This window comes from Coprococcus sp. AF51-11b1, from assembly GCF_027682785.1.
GTDB lineage: Bacteria > Bacillota > Clostridia > Lachnospirales > Lachnospiraceae > Allocoprococcus > Allocoprococcus comes.
Genome location: NZ_JAQCZB010000001.1, coordinates 212287 through 233654 on the forward strand (window position 1 = coordinate 212287; position 21368 = coordinate 233654).

At 43.5% G+C, this 21368-nt stretch carries 15 protein-coding genes and 1 tRNA gene; 2 read left to right on the plus strand and 14 right to left on the minus strand.

Annotated features, from left to right (window positions below; genetic code table 11):
• Positions 1–90: 90 nt before the first annotated feature.
• The 4 genes from PGY05_RS01030 to PGY05_RS01045 all read right to left on the minus strand — a co-directional run bounded on the left by PGY05_RS01030 (position 91) and on the right by PGY05_RS01045 (position 3902).
• Positions 91–173: transfer RNA gene (locus PGY05_RS01030), tRNA-Leu, on the minus strand.
• A 93-nt stretch (positions 174–266) separates the two neighbouring features.
• Entirely contained in the window at positions 267–1568 is a 1302-nt protein-coding gene (locus tag PGY05_RS01035) for a diaminopimelate decarboxylase (RefSeq protein WP_117823898.1), read from the minus strand.
• A gap of 20 nt (positions 1569–1588) precedes the next feature.
• On the minus strand, positions 1589–3025 hold the full coding sequence (gene pyk, locus PGY05_RS01040; RefSeq protein WP_270475165.1) for a pyruvate kinase: 1437 nt from the start codon (positions 3023–3025) through the stop codon (positions 1589–1591).
• 43 nt (positions 3026–3068) lie between these two features.
• Entirely contained in the window at positions 3069–3902 is an 834-nt protein-coding gene (locus tag PGY05_RS01045; RefSeq protein ID WP_008372258.1) for a membrane protein, read from the minus strand.
• Positions 3903–4163: 261 nt separating this feature from the next.
• Between PGY05_RS01045 and PGY05_RS01050 the strand changes: the two genes are divergently transcribed.
• On the plus strand, positions 4164–8405 hold the full coding sequence (locus tag PGY05_RS01050) for a 2-hydroxyacyl-CoA dehydratase (RefSeq protein ID WP_270475166.1): 4242 nt from the start codon (positions 4164–4166) through the stop codon (positions 8403–8405).
• A gap of 585 nt (positions 8406–8990) precedes the next feature.
• Here the strand turns inward: PGY05_RS01050 and PGY05_RS01055 are convergent.
• From PGY05_RS01055 to PGY05_RS01100, 10 genes are all read right to left on the minus strand, one after another.
• Positions 8991–10295, minus strand: a complete 1305-nt coding sequence (locus PGY05_RS01055) for an aminotransferase (RefSeq protein ID WP_055248298.1) — start codon at positions 10293–10295, stop codon at positions 8991–8993.
• Between the two features lie 379 nt (positions 10296–10674).
• Positions 10675–12213 (minus strand): 2,3-bisphosphoglycerate-independent phosphoglycerate mutase, encoded by a 1539-nt coding sequence (gene gpmI / locus PGY05_RS01060; RefSeq protein WP_173685369.1) that lies wholly within the window; start codon positions 12211–12213, stop codon positions 10675–10677.
• A gap of 149 nt (positions 12214–12362) precedes the next feature.
• A complete protein-coding gene (tpiA, locus tag PGY05_RS01065) occupies positions 12363–13112 on the minus strand; it encodes a triose-phosphate isomerase (protein WP_008372272.1) in 750 nt (249 codons plus the stop codon).
• Positions 13113–13153: 41 nt separating this feature from the next.
• On the minus strand, positions 13154–14347 hold the full coding sequence (locus tag PGY05_RS01070; RefSeq protein WP_022220114.1) for a phosphoglycerate kinase: 1194 nt from the start codon (positions 14345–14347) through the stop codon (positions 13154–13156).
• Positions 14348–14608: 261 nt separating this feature from the next.
• Positions 14609–15622 carry a type I glyceraldehyde-3-phosphate dehydrogenase gene (gene gap, locus PGY05_RS01075; protein WP_008372277.1) on the minus strand — a complete coding sequence of 338 codons (1014 nt, stop codon included), beginning with the start codon at positions 15620–15622 and terminating at the stop codon, positions 14609–14611.
• Positions 15623–15759: 137 nt separating this feature from the next.
• Positions 15760–16563, minus strand: coding sequence for a histidinol-phosphatase HisJ family protein (locus tag PGY05_RS01080; protein ID WP_055248292.1), 804 nt, complete (start codon positions 16561–16563; stop codon positions 15760–15762).
• 110 nt (positions 16564–16673) lie between these two features.
• Complete coding sequence (mnmA, locus tag PGY05_RS01085; RefSeq protein ID WP_173686324.1) at positions 16674–17753, minus strand: tRNA 2-thiouridine(34) synthase MnmA; 1080 nt, start codon at positions 17751–17753, stop codon at positions 16674–16676.
• 23 nt (positions 17754–17776) lie between these two features.
• Positions 17777–18220, minus strand: coding sequence for a Fe-S cluster assembly scaffold protein NifU (gene nifU / locus PGY05_RS01090; RefSeq protein WP_008372281.1), 444 nt, complete (start codon positions 18218–18220; stop codon positions 17777–17779).
• A 35-nt stretch (positions 18221–18255) separates the two neighbouring features.
• The gene (gene nifS / locus PGY05_RS01095; protein ID WP_022220116.1) at positions 18256–19440 is read right to left on the minus strand and encodes a cysteine desulfurase NifS; all 1185 of its coding nucleotides are present in this window, start codon (positions 19438–19440) and stop codon (positions 18256–18258) included.
• Positions 19433–19876 carry an RrF2 family transcriptional regulator gene (locus tag PGY05_RS01100; protein ID WP_008372284.1) on the minus strand — a complete coding sequence of 148 codons (444 nt, stop codon included), beginning with the start codon at positions 19874–19876 and terminating at the stop codon, positions 19433–19435. Before PGY05_RS01100 ends, nifS begins: the two co-directional genes overlap by 8 nt.
• A gap of 137 nt (positions 19877–20013) precedes the next feature.
• Here PGY05_RS01100 and PGY05_RS01105 point away from each other — a divergent pair, with 137 nt between their 5' ends.
• Positions 20014–21321, plus strand: coding sequence for an oligosaccharide flippase family protein (locus PGY05_RS01105; RefSeq protein WP_270475167.1), 1308 nt, complete (start codon positions 20014–20016; stop codon positions 21319–21321).
• The last annotated feature ends 47 nt before the right edge of the window (positions 21322–21368 follow it).

Below are 21368 nucleotides of genomic sequence, written 5' to 3' on the forward strand. Positions count from 1 at the left end.
CACAATAATTGTGTATATACGAAAAAATACATCACGAATCATCGCAATGTACTTCTCATATCTTTTATTCAATTCCAGTTAATTATCAACTGCCGGCAGCGGGACTTGAACCCGCACGCGGTCACCCGCAACAGATTTTGAGTCTGCCTCGTCTGCCATTCCGACATGCCGGCATAAAATTCATGTTTTTTAATCACGAACCGAAAATAATCATATCATACTTATCTTCGGTTCGCAAGTATTTTTTCAAAATAAACTATTTGAAATTATTTTCCAAGCTTATCCGCTTCTTCCGTATTCTTCTTAAGTTCCTCATAAACCGGGAAGCAGTCGAAAGTTGCAAAGTAATCCATCGGAGTCTCTGCTCTGCGGATCAGCTGTGTACCTCCGTCCTCTTTCAGAAGAACTTCTGCGGAACGAAGACGTCCGTTGTAATTATATCCCATAGAGAATCCATGTGCTCCGGTATCATGGATCACAAGCAGATCTCCCATGTCAATCTTCGGAAGCTGACGGTCGATTGCAAATTTATCATTATTCTCGCACAGAGAACCAGTCACATCGTAAGTATGATCGCATGGTTCATTTTCTTTTCCCACGACAGTGATGTGATGGTAGGCGCCATACATAGCCGGACGCATCAGGTTTGCGGCACATGCATCTACACCGATGTACTCTTTGTGCGTATGCTTTTCATGGATTGCTTTTGTCACAAGGCATCCATAAGGTCCAAGCATAAAACGGCCAAGCTCTGTGTAAATCGCCACATCGCCCATTCCAGCCGGAACAAGAACCTCTTCGTACACTTTTCTTACACCTTCACCGATCACCTTGATATCGTTCGGTTCCTGATCCGGTTTGTAAGGGATTCCCACACCACCGGAAAGGTTGATGAACTTGATATGTACACCGGTCTCCTTCTGAAGCTTAACTGCTACTTCAAACAAAGTACGTGCAAGTGTCGGATAATATTCATTAGTTACAGTATTACTTGCAAGGAATGCATGGATACCGAACTCTTTTGCGCCTTTGGACTTCAGGATCTTGAATGCCTCAAAAATCTGTTCAGTTGTCATACCGTATTTGGCATCTCCCGGATTATCCATAATGCTGTTGGAAATTTTGAAAAGTCCACCCGGATTATAACGGCAACTGATCGTCTCCGGAATCTTTCCGATTGTCTTTTCCAGAAAATCAATGTGTGTGATATCGTCCAGGTTGATGATCGCGCCGAGCTTATCAGCAAGTGCAAATTCCTCTGCCGGTGTATCATTGGAAGAAAACATAATATTTTCTCCAACCTGTCCGACAGACTCAGACATTAAAAGCTCTGTATAGGAAGAGCAGTCACATCCGCATCCATATTCTTTTAAAATATTGAGGATATATGGGTTTGGAGTTGCCTTTACTGCAAAATATTCTTTATATCCTTTGTTCCATGCAAATGCTTCTTTGAGTGCTTTTACATTTTCACGAATCCCTTTTTCATCATAAAGATGAAACGGAGTCGGATATTCTTTTACGATTTCATCTAACTGTGTCTTTGTTACGAATGGTTCTTTTTTCATTCTGTTCATCTCTCTTTCGTCTAGTCGATGGTTGCAATACGCATCATATTACTTACAGAACCCTTTTCACGCTGTACGCTCGGTGAAGGAATACCAGCTGTCAGGACAACAATATCTCCACTGTCCACGCATTTCTTTGCCTGTGCAAGATCAATTGCCCCACTGCAGATATCATCTGTTGTATGGAATTCCAGAGACTTCAATCCTCTTACGCCCCAGTAGATCGACATCCGGCGAAGGGTACGTTCGTTCGGTGTAATTCCAAGGATTTCCTGTCTCGGACGAAGGTTGGATACAACCCTTGTTGTTGCACCGGATACAGATGGAGTGATGATGCATCTTGCATTCAGGTTCGCTGCCGCAAGTACAGAAGCATATCCTATTGCACTGGACACACCTGACTTCAGATGATCTCCGGCTTTAACAAGAATGGAATCATAGTCCAGATGTCCCTCTGTCGTCTCTACAATATGAACCATCATCTGGAGTGCTTCCAGAGGGTATTTTCCCTGTGCTGTCTCTCCGGAAAGCATAACTGCATCTGTTCCGTCGTATACCGCATTGGCAACGTCCGTCACTTCTGCTCTTGTCGGACGCGGATTACGCATCATAGAATCCAGCATCTGTGTTGCAGTAATAACAGTCTTAAAGTTGTCATTACATTTCTGGATGATCATTTTCTGGAGATGCGGCACTTCCTCTGCCGGAATCTCTACACCAAGATCTCCACGCGCCACCATGATACCATCAGCCGCACGGATGATCTCATCAATATTCTCAATGCCTTCTGCGTTCTCTACCTTTGCAATGATTGGAATATACGGAGCGCCGAGTTCTTTTAAGTATGCCTTAATCTCAAGTACACACTCTGCATTTCTTACAAATGATGCTGCGATAAAGTCAATATCCTGCTCTACACCGAAACGGATATCATCCTTATCTTTTTCTGTAATAGCCGGAAGACGAATGGCTACGTTCGGTACGTTAACACCTTTTCTTTCGCCAAGTTCTCCACCATTTACTACAGAACAGACAATCTCTGTCTCTGTCTTGCTCTCTACACGAAGTCCGATCAGGCCATCGTCGATCAGAATAGTACAGCCTTTATAAATATCCTGTACCAGTCCCTTATATGTGATAGATACTCTCTTATTATCTCCTACGATATCTTCTGTTGTCAGAGTGAAGGTTTCTCCTTCTTTTAAAGTAATCTTCTTTCCGTCTTTCAGGATTCCTGTACGAATTTCCGGTCCCTTTGTATCCAGAAGGATTGCAGTGTTTGCATGTTCTTCTTCACGAAGCTCTTTGAGCATATCCATTCTGAACTTCTGTTCTTCATGATCACCATGTGAGAAATTGAAACGTGCCACATTCATTCCATTCTGGATCAGCTTTCTCATCATTTCTCTGTCGTTGGTGTTTGGTCCCATTGTACAAACAATCTTGGTTTTTTTCATTGTTTCCTCCTCTTATTATTCAATTTGATTCTATGTTAGAACTCTACTTCACATGTTCGTGTGTGAAAAGATGGTCCTGGCAATATTCATAATTCCCGTTACACTTTGAACAATAACGGAACTCCAGTGTCGGATCGTCAAGTTCAGTACGACCGCACACTGCACATCTGTGCTTTGCACCGCCTGCATACTGATTCTGCGGACGGCTTATCTGCTTCTGGAATTTCTTTCTGCGGGCAGCCTGTTTCGGACTGTGTCCACGCAGATTCCGGTTGCAGAAAAAGAAAATAATAAAATTCAAAAGGGATGCGATGATCACGATCCGTATGATCAGACCGCCCTGCACTGCGTCTACCGCAAGCAGAACCACATCCAGAATTGCAAGCCACTTCATCTTGATCGGGATAATGCCGTAAAGCAAAAGCTGATAATCCGGCATGATGGATGCACATGCAAGGAAAATGGACATATTGATATAGTAAGTACTGTAAAGGCTTCCAAATCCGGTAATGCCTCCGATCAGTCCATTCACAATAAAAGCTCCAATAACTGTAAATAATATTCCTGAAAAAATGTAAACATTGTAACGAAATGCCCCCCAGTAGCTTTCCAGCGTATTACCAAGGGAATAGTATAACAGCATCATAAAGATAACAAAAATAATATTGTCATTCGGCGGGATGATCACCCAGCTTAGAAGTCGCCACACCTGCCCTTTCAAAATCAGTGCCGGTTCCAGTGTAAAATAGGTAAGAAGCTGTGGCATCGTAAAACTCAAAAGATATCCGATCGCATAGCCTGCAAGCAGATACATCGTAAGATTTCTAATTGCATAGCGCCCGAACCTGCGCTCCATTTTATCTAACCAGTTCTTCATTCAAAATCTCCTTCCACGTATGTTATTTTATCGTCTGCTTTTTACTTTGTCAATTCCATTCCACCTCTTTACTCTCTTTTCACATAATTTACATCTTTTGTTCACTTCCAGGCACTTTTTTCTACAATGCCATACACAACTTCTGTTTGTATTTTCGTTGGTTCTGTCGTATAATGTAAGATACTGTAGTTCTCTGCGAACTACATTTAATAGGTAATAACACAGACAAATTTTTTAATTGTAATAAGGAGTAGTTAAATCATGAATCAGACAGAATTACATACCCTGGGGATTGACATCGGTTCTACAACTGTTAAAATCGCAGTTCTGGACAGTAATAATGATGTTCTGTTTTCTGATTACGAGCGTCACTTCGCCAATATTCAGGAAACCCTTTCTGATCTGCTTGGTCGTGCTATCTACAAGCTCGGTCAGATCAAGGTATCTCCAATGATTACCGGATCAGGTGGTCTTACTCTGGCAAAGCATCTTGGCGTACCTTTTGTCCAGGAGGTTGTTGCCGTTTCCACCGCTCTTCAGGATTATGCACCACAGACCGATGTGGCGATCGAGCTGGGCGGCGAAGATGCCAAGATCATCTATTTTGAAAATGGAAATATTGAGCAGCGTATGAACGGAATCTGCGCCGGAGGTACCGGATCTTTCATCGACCAGATGGCGTCCCTTCTCCAGACAGATGCAACCGGTCTGAACGAATATGCCAAAAATTACAAAGCACTTTATACGATTGCAGCCCGCTGCGGCGTATTTGCCAAGACAGATATCCAGCCGCTGATCAATGACGGTGCTACCAAAGAAGACCTGTCTGCTTCTATTTTCCAGGCAGTCGTCAACCAAACCATCAGTGGCCTTGCCTGCGGAAAACCAATCCGCGGACATGTTGCTTTCCTCGGTGGACCGCTTCATTTCCTCTCTGAACTGAGAGAAGCGTTTATCCGTACTCTCAAGCTGGATGACGAACACATTATCGCACCAAAGTATTCCCATCTTTTTGCAGCCGTCGGCTCTGCGCTGAACTCTAAAAAAGATGTAGTCACCTCTCTTGGTGAGATGCAGAAAAAGCTGGATGCCCATATTGAAATGGACTTTGAAGTTGAGCGTATGCAGCCACTCTTTTCCAGTGAAGCAGATTACAATGAATTTAAGAACCGCCATGCAAAGCATCAGGTGCCGGTTGGTGATCTTGCCAGCTACCGTGGTAATGCCTACCTTGGAATCGATGCCGGTTCTACCACCACGAAAGCCGCTCTGGTCGGAGAAGACGGTACTCTTTTGTACTCCTTCTACCATGGCAATGACGGTGATCCTCTTGGTACGACCATCGGTGCGATCAAGGATATTTACAGCCAGCTTCCGGAAGGCGTACAGATCGTTCACTCCTGCTCAACCGGTTACGGAGAAGCGCTCATTAAAGCCGCACTTCTTCTGGATGAAGGCGAAGTTGAAACCGTATCTCACTATTACGCCGCTTCTTTCTTCGAACCGGATGTAGACTGTATCCTCGATATCGGTGGTCAGGATATGAAATGTATCAAGATCAAGAATCAGACTGTAGACAGCGTACAGCTCAACGAAGCATGTTCTTCCGGATGCGGTTCCTTTATCGAGACTTTTGCCAAATCCCTGAACTACACCGTAGAGGATTTTGCACATGAAGCACTTTTTGCGAAACATCCGATTGACCTCGGTACCCGTTGTACCGTATTTATGAACTCAAAGGTAAAACAGGCGCAAAAAGAAGGTGCTGAAGTATCCGATATTTCAGCCGGACTTGCTTATTCGGTTATCAAAAATGCTCTTTTCAAGGTTATCAAGGTATCCGATGCATCTGAGCTTGGTAAAAAAATTGTTGTACAGGGTGGTACATTCTACAATGATGCCGTACTCAGAAGCTTTGAGACCATCGCCGGATGCCAGGCAATCCGTCCGGATATTGCAGGAATCATGGGTGCTTTTGGGGCTGCACTGATTGCAAGAGAACGCTATGGTTTCAAAGAATGTAAAAATACAACCATGCTTTCCATTGATGAAATCAATGAACTTACCTATACAACCTCAATGGCAAAATGTAACGGCTGTACCAACAACTGTCGTCTGACCATCAACAAATTCAGTGGCGGACGTCGTTTTATTTCCGGAAACCGTTGTGAGCGCGGTCTTGGAAAAGAGAAAGCAAAGAGTGATGTGCCAAACCTTTTCGCTTATAAAAATGAACGTTATTTTGGTTACACGCCATTAGATCCATCCGAAGCAAAACGTGGAACGGTTGGTATTCCAAGAGTTCTCAACATGTATGAGAACTATCCGTTCTGGTTTACTTTCTTCACAAAACTGGGATATCATGTGTTACTCTCTCCTGCTTCTACACATAAGATTTATGAACTTGGTATTGAATCTATTCCGAGCGAATCCGAGTGTTATCCGGCAAAGCTGGCGCACGGACATGTACAGTGGCTGATCAACCAGGGTGCAGACTTTATCTTCTACCCTTGTATACCATACGAACGTGGTGAATTTGCCGATGCCGACAATCATTATAACTGCCCGATCGTCACCTCATACGCGGAGAACATCAAGAACAATATGGATCCGATCGTACACGGTGAAGTAGATTTCATGAATCCATTCCTCGCCCTCACAAGCGAAAAGACAATCACAGACGGACTGGTCCGTGAATTTACTTCTGCAAAGAATCTTCCAGCAGAAGAAATCAAAAATGCCGCTCATGCTGCATGGGAAGAACTTGCTGCATGCCGTCAGGACATCCGCAAAAAAGGTGAAGAAACACTCGCTTACATGGAAAAGACAGGAACCCGCGGCATTGTACTTGCCGGTCGTCCATACCATTACGATCCGGAGGTCAACCACGGTATCCCGGAGATGATCACCTCCTACGGACTTGCCGTTCTGACGGAAGATTCTATCTCCCATCTGAATCCGGTAGAACGTCCGCTGATTGTTATGGATCAGTGGATGTATCATTCCCGACTGTACGCAGCAGCCAATTTTGTAAAGACAAGAGATGATCTGGATCTGATCCAGCTGAACTCTTTCGGATGCGGTCTTGATGCCGTAACAACCGATGCTGTTGCAGATATTCTGACCGGTTCCGACAAGATTTATACCTCTCTTAAGATTGATGAGGTTAATAACCTGGGTGCTGCACGTATCCGTATCCGTTCTCTTCTCGCCGCCATCCGCGTCCGCGAGCAGAAGCATATGGAGCGCACCATTCGTCCGGCAAATATCGAAAAAATTCCTTTTACACAGGAAATGAAGGCAACCTATACCATTTTGTGTCCACAGATGTCACCGATCCACTTTTCACTGATTGAGCCAGCCTTCCAGGAAGCAGGCTACAAACTGGAAGTACTGAAAAATGATAACAAGCATGCAGTTAACATGGGCCTTAAATATGTAAACAATGATGCCTGCTACCCGTCTCTGATGGTAGTTGGACAGATCATGGAGGCTATCCTTTCCGGCAAATATGACACCGACCACCTGGCTGTCATTATTTCGCAGACCGGTGGCGGATGCCGTGCTTCCAACTATATCGGATTTATCCGCCGTGCTCTTAAAAAAGCCGGTTACGGACATATCCCTGTTATTTCAATCAACTTAAGCGGGCTTGAAAGCAATCCTGGATTCAAGATCACCCTTCCACTTGTACTGAAAGGTGTGTATGGTCTGATATTTGGTGATCTCTTCATGCGCTGCCTGTACCGTGTCCGCCCATATGAAGCTGTTCCAGGCTCCGCCAATACCATGCATAAGAAATGGGAAAAGACAGTTATCGAATTTATCAAGAAAGGTTATCCAAGCAGACACGAGTTTAAGCGTCTCTGCCGCCAGATCGTAGAAGATTTTGATTCTCTTCCATTAAAAGATGTCAAAAAGCCACGTGTCGGAGTTGTCGGAGAAATCCTTGTTAAATTCCTTCCAGCTGCCAATAACTACCTGGTAGATCTTCTTGAACAGGAAGGTGCCGAAGCCGTGGTTCCGGATCTGACCGACTTCCTGCTCTACTGCTTCTACAATACAAACTTTAAAGCAGAACATCTCGGCATGAAGAAATCAACCGCTCGCATGGGTAATCTCGGAATCAAGGCTCTGGAATGGTTCCGCAAGCCTGCCGTTGATGCATTAAAAGCAAGTAAACGCTTCGATCCACCATCACATATTGAACGCCTGGCTTCGATGGCAAAAGAAATTGTTTCTCTTGGAAACCAGACCGGTGAAGGATGGTTCCTTACCGGAGAAATGCTGGAGCTGATCCACAGCGGTGCACCAAACATTGTCTGCACACAGCCTTTCGCCTGTCTGCCAAACCACGTAGTCGGAAAAGGTGTTATTAAAGAACTGCGCCGCCGTCATCCGGAATCCAACATCGTTGCAATCGATTATGATCCGGGAGCAAGCGAAGTAAACCAGCTGAACCGCATCAAACTGATGCTTTCGACTGCGCAGAAGAAGATGTAGAAATTTGGGATATGTAAAATATATTTGGTTGCAATAAGACGACCAGAGGAAACAAAGTACTCCCTCACATTCAGTTGCACTAACCACTTCGTTCAAGCCTCTTAAGGCAGGAATCGTGTTCAGCAAAGGCTTCCACGATTCCTGAGTCTTGAACTCCGTAGTGCAAATTCATGTGAGGGAGTACTTTGTTTCCTCTGGTCTGTATATTGGTAACTTTGTTTTACATATGCGAAAGTTTTTTGGGTGGTGAGGACTAGGATTTAGGGAATTGCAGTCGGAAGGGAAGATTAGTGTAATATCTTTCTTTACAGTTTTTTCTCTCCGAATTCAGCACCGTCATTTTTACCAGTACAGTTAAACGGTCGATTTTACAAAAGAAAGTCCTGCAATTCACTTTTGTGCAATGGAGAGGAGACTCAGAAATCATGGAAGCCTTTGCTGAACATGATTTCCGCTCTAAGAGGCTCATCGGAATGGTTTGCACAATGGAATTGGAGGACTTTCTTTTGTAAAATCGACCACACAACCTTTATTAAAAAAAACAGTGGACTCCTTTTCGGGAAAATCCACTGTTTCTCACATATATTAAGCTTCTTCGACTTCTACTTTTTCGCCAAGAATTTTATCAATACTTACCAGTTTTACGCTGAGTACGAATACCTGTGCTGCAACTTCCAGTTCTTCTGGTGTCGGGAAGGACGGTGCAATTCGGATATTGCTGTCTTTTGGATCCTTTCCGTATGGGAAGGTTGCTCCCGCTTTTGTCATGATCAGTCCGGCTTCTTTTGCTTTTGCTACGATTGCTTTGGCACATCCATCCAACGCATCGAAGGAAATGAAGTATCCTCCTCGCGGTGCTATCCAGGAACCAATCTCAAGTCCGCCAAGCTCACTTTCCAGTACACTTAATACGGTGTCAAATTTCGGTCTTAAGATATCTGCATGTTTCTTCATATGCTGAACCATTCCATGGATATCACCGAAGAAACGCGCATGTCTGAGCTGGTTTAATTTATCATGACCGATGGTCTGTACGGACATCATCTTGCGGATTTCCGCAAGGTTTTCATCAGATGCTGCAATTGCTGCAATACCAGAACCCGGGAAGCTGATCTTGGAAGTAGAACCGAATTTGTAAACCATGTTCGGATGTCCTTCTTTTTTACATTCCATCAAAATCTCGATCAGATAATCCTGTTTATCCTCATACAAATGATGGATTCCATATGCATTATCCCAGAAAATACGGAAATCTTCTGCCGCTGGATTTAATTTTGCAAAACGGTGTACGGTTTCATCAGAATAAGTGATTCCCTGTGGGTTAGAATATTTCGGTACACACCAGATACCTTTTACAGCCGGATCATTCTCCACATACTGCTCTACCAGATCCATATCCGGTCCATCCGACGTCATTGGAATATTGATCATCTCAATTCCAAAATGTTCGGTGATTGCAAAATGTCTGTCATATCCAGGTACCGGGCACAGGAATTTTATCTTGTCAAGCTTTGCCCAAGGGGTGCTTCCCATGATACCATGTGTCATCGCTCTTGCAACAGTATCATACATTACGTTCAGGCTGGAGTTACCAAAGATGATAATATTGTCCTTCGGTACTTCCATCATATCAGAAAGAAGCTGTTTTGCTTCTTTGATTCCATCGATCACTCCATAGTTACGGCAATCTACTCCTTCTTCGCAGACAAGATCTGATGTGCTCTTAAGTACATCCATCATCCCCATAGAAAGATCAAGCTGTGCTTTGGACGGTTTACCTCTGGACATATCCAGTTTCAGACCTTTTCCTTTAACATCTTCAAATTCTTTTTCCAGTCTGCTCTTTAATTCAAGCAGTTCTTCTCTACTCATATCTCTATATGCAGTCATCTTGAAAACCTCCCATAATCATCAACTAATCATTGTGTGTTTCCTGCCGTACTTTATACTTCCGAAATCTGCCATCTGCAGTTTCTTTCAGCTGTTTTGACAACATCAAAACTCACTACAAGTAGTAAGTATATAGGAAAAATGATTTTTCGTCAACCAATTCTTGCATATAAATATGACATATCGTGATTTTTGTTGATTTAAATGTGTTTTTTTGAATTTTTGTTTTTCATTTCATGCATTTTTCCATTTTAATGCTTTTCAAAAAGAGTAGATCAGATTTATATGCAGCATATTTTCTTTTCTCCTGCAGTATGTTTTGCTCTTCTGACAACAAAACACCCGGAACCATTTTCATGATTCCGGGCAAATATATTTACTATTTTACTAATAATGATTTTCCAGTCATATCTGCTGGCTGCTGCATTCCCATCAGCTCGATCAGCGTCGGAGCGATGTCTGCAAGGCATCCGCCTTCACGAAGCTTATATGCAGGATCTGCATTTACAAGAATGAACGGAACCGGGTTCGTTGTATGAGCGGTAAATGGTTCTCCTGTCTCTTCATCGATCAGCTGTTCTGCATTTCCGTGGTCAGCGCAGATAAACATCTGTCCACCAACTTCTTTCACTGCATCAACTGCTTTTCCTACACATTCATCAACAGCTTCAATTGCTTTAATTACTGCTGCTTCTACACCGGTATGACCAACCATATCCGGGTTTGCAAAGTTGATTACGATCACATCGTACTTATCAGCCTTGATTGCGTCTACAAGCTTGTCACATACTTCATATGCACTCATCTCCGGCTTCAGATCGTAAGTTGCAACCTTAGGCGATTTGACAAGGATTCTGTCCTCTCCCTTGTTCGGTTCTTCTACTCCACCATTAAAGAAGAAGGTAACATGTGCATATTTCTCTGTCTCGGCGATTCTTGCCTGTGTCATATTGTTTGCTGCAAGAAATTCGCCAAATGTATTCGTGATGCCTTCTTTTACAAATGCAACCATTTTATTTGGAATTGTCTCATCATACTCTGTAAAACATACATAAGTTGTCTTGATACGTTCTCCTCTGGCAAATCCGTCAAAATCATCCGCACAGAATGTTCTGGTGATTTCTCTTGCTCGATCCGGGCGGAAATTAAAGAAGATCACAGAATCTCCGTCTTTTACAGTTGCAACCGGTGTACCGTTTTTTGTCACTACAAATGGTACTACGAATTCGTCAGTTACTTCTTTGTCGTAAGAAGCCTGGATTCCTTCTGTTGCTGATGCTGCTGTGTCACCTTCGCCGCGTGTAAGTGCTGCATATGCTTTTTCTACACGGTCCCAACGGTTGTCACGGTCCATTGCATAGTAACGTCCGGAAACACTTGCAACTTCACCTACACCGATTTCTTTCATCTTTGCTTCTAACTGTTCAACATATTCTTTTCCAGATGCCGGAGGTGTATCACGTCCGTCAAGGAAGCAGTGAACATATACTTTGTCCAGCCCCTGTCTCTTTGCAAGTTCCAAAATTCCATAAATATGTGTAATATGACTGTGTACACCACCATCAGATACCAGTCCCATCAGATGAAGAGCTGTACCGTTCTTCTTCGCATTTTCACAGGCTGCAAGAAGTGCCTTATTTTCAAAGAAATCGCCATCATCGATTGCTTTTGTGATCTTGGTGAGTTCCTGGTAAATGATACGTCCTGCACCCATATTCATATGACCTACTTCCGAGTTACCCATCTGACCGTCCGGAAGTCCTACAGCAAGTCCGCTTGCATTTCCTTTTACAAACGGATATTCAGCCATTAATTTATCCATAACCGGTGTGTTTGCCTCTGCAATACCGTTGCCTTTCTTTTCATCTCTCAGACCGTAACCGTCTAAGATCATCAAAACTGTTGGTTTTTTACTCATCGTCTTACACTCCTTCATTTTGTCTTAAAGCGTTTGATTTCTCTTTCAGTTAAATATTGTACATGATTTTATATATGCTTGCAAGCACTTGTTAAAACTTTGACAGCTGAAAAACGCAGGCATTTCTGCCTGCGCCTTGGTATAATTGACTATTTCCAGTTTACAATCTTACCAAAATCCGGTTTTAAAGAAGCACCACCTACAAGTCCACCATCGATATCCGGCTGAGCGAATAATTCCGGTGCTGTAGCTGCATTTACAGATCCGCCGTACTGAATGCGGATTGCTTCTGCTGTAGCTTCATCATAAACTTCAGCGATACATTCACGGATAGCTTTGCAAACCTCCTGAGCCTGCTCTGTTGTAGCTGTCTTACCGGTTCCGATTGCCCAGATTGGCTCATAAGCGATAACTGCTGTCTTAGCCTGATCTGCTGTTACATTCTGGAATCCAACTTTAACCTGCTGACGGATGAAGTCCATTGTCACACCCTGTTCACGCTGTTCAAGAGTTTCTCCACAGCACATGATCGGTGTAAGTCCGTGTTCAAATGCTTTCAGCATCTTTTTGTTCACAGTCTCGTTTGTCTCTGCGAAGTATTCTCTTCTTTCAGAGTGTCCGAGAACAACATATTTAACACCAGCATCTGTAAGCATGTTCGGAGAGATTTCTCCTGTGTATGCACCTTTTTCTTCAAAGTACATATTCTCTGCTCCAACCTGGATGTTGCTTCCTTTTGCAGCTTCTACAACCGGAATGATATCGATTGCCGGTACGCAGAATACCACATCAGCCTCTTCTGTCACAACCAGAGATTTGAGTGTATTCACAAGCTCTACTGCCTCTGAAGGTGTCATATTCATTTTCCAGTTACCTGCAATAATTTTCTTTCTTGCCATTGCAATAATCTCCCTTATTTTATCTTAATTACAGACGCTGCTTATTTATCGTTAGCAGCTGCTACACCTGGCAGTTCCTTACCTTCAAGGAATTCAAGGGAAGCTCCGCCACCCGTAGAGATGTGAGTCATCTTGTCGCCGTATCCGAGCTGGTTAACTGCTGCTGCCGAATCACCACCACCGATGATTGTTACTGCATCTGTCTCAGCAAGTGCTTTTGCGACTTCTTCTGTTCCTTTTGCAAAGTTCGGCATCTCGAATGCACCCATAGGTCCGTTCCATACAACTGTCTTTGCATCTTTTACAGCGTCAGCATAGATCTTGATTGTCTCTGGTCCGATGTCAAGTCCTTCCCATCCTTCCGGAATTTCGCCAGCTTTAACAACTTTGATATTTGCATCATTTGAAAAATCATCTGCAATTACGTTGTCTACCGGAAGAAGGAGTTTTACGCCTTTGTCTTTAGCTTTCTGAATCATGTTCAGTGCATATTCACAGTAATCTTCTTCAAGAAGAGATTTTCCAACGGTTCCGCCCTGTGCTTTGCTGAATGTATAAGACATACCTCCACCAATGATCAGAGTGTCTACTTTATCGATCAGGTTTTCGATTACAGAAATCTTGCTTGAAACTTTAGCTCCACCAAGGATTGCAACGAACGGTCTTTCCGGATTGTTTACTGCATTTCCAAGGAAATCGATTTCTTTCTGCATAAGATATCCTACAACTGCTGTATCAACATATTTGGTAACACCAACGTTAGAGCAGTGTGCACGATGAGCTGTTCCGAATGCATCGTTTACGAATACATCACAAAGAGAAGCGAGTTCCTTAGAGAATTCATCTCCGTTCTTTGTTTCTTCTGCTCTGTAACGTGTATTTTCAAGAAGGATTACCTCTCCATCTTTCATAGCTTCAACTGCTGCTTTTGCATTTGGTCCTACTACTTCAGGATCTGCTGCGAATTTTACTTCCTGTCCGAGAAGTTCTGAAAGTCTTACTGCAACCGGTGCAAGAGAAAGCTCCGGTTTCGGTTCTCCCTTCGGTTTACCAAGATGTGAGCAGAGGATTACTTTTCCTCCGTCAGCGATCAGTTTCTTGATTGTAGGAAGTGCTGCAACAAGACGGTTCTCGTCTGTGATCTTTCCATCGATCAGCGGTACGTTAAAATCGCATCTTACAAGGACTTTTTTCCCTTTTACATTGATATCATCTACAGATTTTTTGTTAAGCATAATCCTGCCTCCTGTTTACATTTCGTTTAAATGGAATGTGCCGGGCACATTTCCGTGCTGAGCGCAGTTGCTTGCGACAATCTGCGTTTTCACACGAATACACATCTTGGGCACATAGTGCCTTTTATTTAGCAGGAAGCTCCATCAGAATTTCCTGTTAAATAAAAGAGCCCGGTCCATGTAGACCGGACCCTTGCTTGAGTCTAACTCTGGAATATTCCAGTAAGAATCAATTCAGCCTGTCCAAACAAACGTTACGGATTAAAGTAATGTTCCGAAGTGTTTGATTGTTCTTACCATCTGGCTTGTGTAAGAGTTTTCATTGTCATACCAAGAAACAACCTGTACTTCTGTTGTTCCGTTGTCAAGCGGAAGTACCATTGTCTGAGTAGAATCGAAGAGAGAACCAAATCTCATTCCTACGATATCGCTAGAAACGATCTGATCTTCGTTGTATCCGAATGATTCGTTAGAAGCTGCTTTCATAGCTGCGTTGATCTGTTCTACAGTAACTTCACCTTCAACTACTGCTGTAAGGATTGTTGTAGATCCTGTAGGGGTTGGTACACGCTGTGCAGATCCGATAAGTTTTCCGTTAAGTTCCGGAATAACAAGTCCGATTGCTTTAGCTGCTCCTGTGCTGTTAGGAACGATGTTTACTGCTGCTGCACGAGATCTTCTCAGATCACCTTTTCTCTGTGGTCCGTCAAGAGTCATCTGATCACCTGTGTAAGCATGGATTGTGCACATGATACCAGATTTGATCGGTACAAGATCATTAAGAGCCTTAGCCATTGGTGCAAGACAGTTTGTTGTACAAGAAGCTGCAGAAATGATTGCGTCATCTTTTGTAAGCTGTGTATGGTTTACATTGTAAACGATTGTAGGAAGATCATTTCCTGCCGGTGCAGAAATGATAACGTGTTTAGCACCTGCATCGATATGTGCCTGAGCTTTTGCTTTAGATGTGTAGAATCCTGTACATTCAAGAACTACATCTACTCCGATTTCTCCCCATGGAAGTTCAGCTGCATTAGCTTTAGCGTAGATTTTGATTTCTTTTCCGTCTACTGTGATGGAGTCTTCTCCAGCAGATACTTTATCAGCTAATTCATATTTTCCCTGTGTTGAATCATATTTTAATAAGTGAGCCAGCATCTTAGGAGATGTAAGGTCGTTGATTGCTACGATCTCAAATCCCTCTGCTCCAAACATCTGTCTGAATGCAAGACGTCCAATACGTCCAAATCCATTGATTGCTACTTTTACTGCCATGATTTAGTCCTCCTAAAGATAAATTGTATTACTGTATATAACAGTTACATTTTTCTTGATAAATCTTATCATTGTTTAAGATTTATCAACTGTAATTTATTGTACTAAATTCAGAACAAAAATTCAATCCCCTTTTTTCACTTTATTTTTCTGAAAACCGGGGCCCTTTTTATGAATTCTGCATAATATTTAAAACCACATGCTTCGAGAATATTGTCAACTATGTTAAAATCATACCCTACATGCTCTGGTTTATGTGCATCTGCGCCGACGGTGATGATCTCTCCCCCCAGCTTTTTGTATCTTTTTAACACATCCGGATGCGGGTGTGCAAAAGGAAGGCCATACTTCAGTCCTGCCGTATTGACTTCCAGTCCTTTCCCGTGTTCGATAAGATACCGCAGGATTTCATCTATTTCATCCGCAAATCTGCCGTAAGAATATTCCTGTTCCCGATGTTTTCCATAACGTACCACATAATCCAGATGTCCGAGCACATCAAAATCCGCTACAGCCCTGATATCGGCTATTGTCTCCCGAAGTGCCATCCGGTAGGCCTCTTCGTCCGAAATCCCCTCAAAGAACTCAGGATAATAAGGATCCTTCCCACCAACCACATGCATGGATCCGATCACAAAATCATACGGATTTGCCGCGGTAAATGCTTTTGCTTTCTTCGCAAGGTGTGGCTGAAGTCCAAACTCCACACCGATCCGGATATCCAGCTTCTCTTTATACTTTTCCTTCAGTGCTCCAAGCTCTTTAAAATAGGTTTCCGGATCAAACACAAATTCAATATCATCACAAAAATAATCAATATCTTCATGATCCGTAAAACAGATTGCTTCCAGTCCTTTATCGATTGCTGCAAGAACCATATCTTCCGGTTTTGCCTCTGAATCTCCGGAAAAATAAGTGTGCATATGGCAGTCCGCTCTCATATTTTGCCCTCCTTGTCATTCTTCATGTGTAAATCCACCCGGCATTCACGCAAATCATTTGTTGGATTGCAGTACGGTCCCAATATACCAAAAAACAGAACAATTCTGAGCTATCCCAGAATTGTTCCGCCTCCAAGTACATAATCTCCATCATACAGTACCAGTGCCTGCCCCGGTGTAACCGCTCTCTGCGGTGTCTCAAAGATGCACTCTATCTCATCTTCTCCCGTTTTGCGGACTGTGCACCAGTCCCCTTTATGGTTGTATCTGATTTTGGCAAATACGCGCATCTCACCTTCCAGATCCTCTACTGTCATAAAGTTCAGCTTATTTGCACGGACCCGCGTCGTCATCAGATCTTCATTCGTCCCTATCACAACTTCATTCGTATCCGGACGGATCTCAAGCACGAATGCCTGATACCCAAGAGAAAGCCCAAGTCCTTTTCTCTGTCCGATCGTATAGTGGATGATTCCTTTATGCCGTCCCAAGATCTTTCCATCCGGTGTTACGAAATTACCTTCCGGGATTTTCTGGTCACTTTCTTCTTCAATAAAAGATGCATAATCGTCATCGGATACAAAACAGATATCCTGACTGTCCGGTTTGTTCGCAATCTGCAATCCGATCTCTTTTGCGATCTCGCGGATCTGGTCTTTTTCGTATTCACCAACAGGCATCAGCGTTCTTCTCAGCTGATCCTGGGTAAGATTATAAAGCGCATAGGTCTGGTCTTTTGACCAGGTTGCCGAATGCCGGATTGCATAGCGTCCGTTCGGCAACTGTTCTACTCTCGCATAGTGACCTGTTGCAATATAGTCTGCTCCGATCTCCATGCTCCGTGTAAGAAGAGATTCCCATTTTACATAACGGTTACACGCAATGCACGGATTTGGTGTCCGGCCATGCAAATATTCATCCACAAAATAATCGATTACCTTCTCCTGAAAATCCTTCTTGAAATTCATCACATAATACGGAATGCCGATCTGTGCCGCAACTTTTCTGGCATCATCTACCGCGCTGAGTCCACAGCATCCGCCGTTTTCTTCCTGTATTTTCGATTCTTCGTCCTGCCAGATCTGCATCGTCACACCGATCACATCATATCCCTGTTCTTTTAGAAGATATGCCGCTACCGATGAGTCGACACCACCTGACATTCCGACTACCACTTTCTTTTTTGCCATTCTCTTTTCTCCTGCAGAAAATTCTAATACTCTTCCTCTTCTGCTTCTTCACCTTCACTGATATCGTTCTTCGGCTTCTGGAGTCCTTCGATCTTGATCCCGTGCTTCTCTGCATAATCCCACAGCGCTGCATGGATTGCCTCCTCTGCCAGTAAAGAACAGTGTACCTTAACCGGCGGCAGTCCGTCAAGTGCTTCCATAACGGCTTTGTTTGTTACCTGCATTGCTTCTGAAATATGTTTTCCCTTTACAAGTTCTGTCGCCATACTGCTTGTTGCAACAGCCGCGCCACATCCGAATGTCTTAAATTTTACATCATTAATAATTCCGTTATCATCAATATCAAGGTAGATTCTCATGATATCACCACATTTGGCGTTACCAACAGTACCCACTCCGCTTGCGTTCTCGATTTCTCCCATATTACGTGGATGCTGAAAATGATCCATTACTTTCTCTGTATACATTGTAAATTCCTCCTAAAGCTGTATTTTCTATCGAATTATTTATTCTGTTTTTTTGCAAAATCTTCATAAAGCGGTGACATTCCGCGTAAATCGCTTACAATTGTCTTAAGCTGATCTACTACATAATCAATGTCTTCTTTTGTGATCTCTTCATTCAGAGTCAGGCGCAGAGATCCATGCGCAATCTCGTGCGGCAGTCCGATTGCAAGAAGTACATGGGATGGATCAAGAGATCCGGATGTACATGCAGATCCACTGGATCCACAAATTCCTGCCATATCAAGACGGATCAGCATAGATTCGCCCTCAATGAAACGGAAGCAGAAGTTTGCGTTATTTGGCAGACGGTCTGTCGGATGTCCGTTCAGCTTGGTGTACGGGATTTCTTCCATCACACGTTTGATCAGATAATCTCTCATCTCGCGCTCTTTTGCTGTACGTTCTTCCATCGTAGCGATAGCACGTTTTGTTGCTGTACCGATTCCAACAATACCCGGAACATTTTCTGTACCTGCACGACGTTTTCTTTCCTGTGCCCCACCATGAACGAAGGAACGGATCTTCACGCCTTTTCTGATATAGAGGAATCCGATTCCTTTTGGTCCGTTCAGCTTGTGTCCGCTGGCACTTAACATATCAATATGACATTCATCTACATTGATCGGGACCTGTCCGAAAGCCTGTACGGCGTCTGTGTGGAACAGGATACCATGTTTGTGAGCGATCTCACCGATCTCTTTGATCGGTTCAATTGTTCCGATCTCGTTGTTTGCATACATTACAGAGATCAGGATGGTATCCGGGCGGATTGCTGCTTCCACATCTGCCGGATTTACTTTTCCGTATTCATCCACATCAAGATAAGTCACTTCAAACCCACGTTCTTCCAAATAAGCTGCTGTATGCAGGATCGCATGATGTTCGATCTTGGTTGTGATAATATGTTTTCCTTTATTCTGATAAGCCTCAGCGGTTGCTTTGAGTGCCCAGTTATCAGACTCTGATCCGCCGGCTGTAAAATAAATTTCGTTGCTCTTTGCACCGAGTGCGTTTGCGATTCTTTCTCTCTGTTCTGCCACAACATCTTTGTTATGGGATGCGAAACTGTAGATCGCAGAAGGATTGCCATACTGCTCTGTAAAATATGGCAGCATTGCTTCCAGAACTTCTGGTGCAGTTTTTGTTGTTGCTGCGTTATCCAAATAAATTAATTTACTCATCTTTTTGTCCTTCTTTCTTTACTTCTTTATTCATTTCCACAAGGGTATTTATCATAATACTGTCTACCGTCTGTGCCATGCTTTCATTGACTTTCTTCCAGACATATTTCGTGATACAGCTTCCCTGGATCTCGCAACTGTCTTCCGAATGAAGTGCTGCACAAGTCGCAGGTTCCAAGTCTCCTTCAAGTGCTCTGAGTACATCACCAACAGAAACTTCCGCCGCATCCTTTGCCAGCCGATATCCTCCTCCCGCTCCACGGATACTCTTGACAAGACCTGCCTTTTTCAGCTTCGCCATGAGCTGTTCCAGATATCGTTCCGATATCTCCTGCCTGGCTGATATACTGCTGATGGAAACCGGTTCTTCTGCGCCATAACACGCAAGATCGATAAAGGCGCGCAAACCATAACGACCCTTCGTTGAGATCTTCAATCCATCACCTTCTCTTTATTTTTTATATCCCACTGTTTTACTAGGATTTCTTGCAAATTGAGGATATCACCTCTGTTATGTTCTGTCAAGGCTCTTTCTTGCATATATTTTAAAACAAAAATGCCTTTGGAGCTGCTATGTCACAAAAACATTTTCTCCTGAAAGGAACTTTTATCCTTACTGTAGTCGGCATTCTCACCCGTGTAATGGGATTTTTTTACCGTATTTTTCTCAGCAGATCTTTCCCTGCAGAAGAAATCGGTCTGTATCAGCTGATTTTCCCTGTCTACACACTTGCTTATGCTGCAACTTCAGCAGGGATCGAGACGGCTCTGGCGCGCCTGGTTGCCGCCTCTTCTGCAAAAAAGCAGTCTGCAAAAGCTTATTCTTACCTGAAAGCAGCACTGCTTTGTTCTCTTTTTCTTTCCATCTGCTGTCTTTTTCTGTTGCAGAAAAATGCTGTTTTCCTCACCACAGTCATACTTGGTGATCCCCGATGCGCCTCTCTCATCTTCCTGATAGCATATGCACTTCCATTTGCAGCTCTGCACAGTTGCAGCTGTGGTTACTTTCTGGGGCTCAAGCAGATTCGGCTTCCTGCCCTCTCCCAATTATTTGAACAGCTGGTCCGGATCTTTTTTGTTATCTTCCTCTATACAGCCGATGCTCATACCGCTTTTACACCATCTGTCGCAATTGCTGTCCTCGGAATTGTCGGTGGTGAAATTGCAGCCGCTTTTCTTTGCATCCATAAGCTCAGAATTGCCGGGCAACCTTTCTCCCCACACCGGGAGCCGGCTCTTTCTGCTGTTCCTCCCCTGCTTTTTTCTGCCCTTCCACTGACCGCAAGCAGAGTCCTTCTGAATCTTTTTCAGAGTCTGGAAGCAATTTCTATTCCACTTGCCCTGCAAAAGTATGGAATGAGTATCTCCGCTTCTCTTAGCACCTACGGAATTCTGACCGGAATTGCCCTTCCCTGCATTTTATTTCCATCTGCCCTCACCAATTCCATCTCCACAATGCTCCTCCCCGAAGTTGCCAGTATGCCGGATGCTCAGAAAAAGCATGCTCTTCCGCAGCTTTTACGGAAAGTTATTTTTTTCTGCCTGTTTCTTGGTTTTGCCTGCCTGCTATTTTTCTTTACCGCATCCGGCTTTATCAGCAGACGGATCTTTCATACACCAGAAGCCGGAAATTATATCTTAACACTAGCATTTATCTGTCCTTTTCTCTATAGTAACACCGCACTGATCAGTGTGTTAAATGGTCTGGATCTTGCCGGAAAAACTTTTCTGATCAATCTGTTCACCCTGGCAGTACGAATCTGTGGTGTTCTATTTCTGATTCCGCAGTTCGGGATTCTTGGCTATCTGTGGGCACTGCTTGCAAGCCAGCTTCTTACATTTGGCTGCTGCATGTTTCTCCTGATAAAACAAGGGCGATAAAAAACGGCAGAAAGTCCTCTTTACCGAATTGTTCAGTAAGAGGGCTT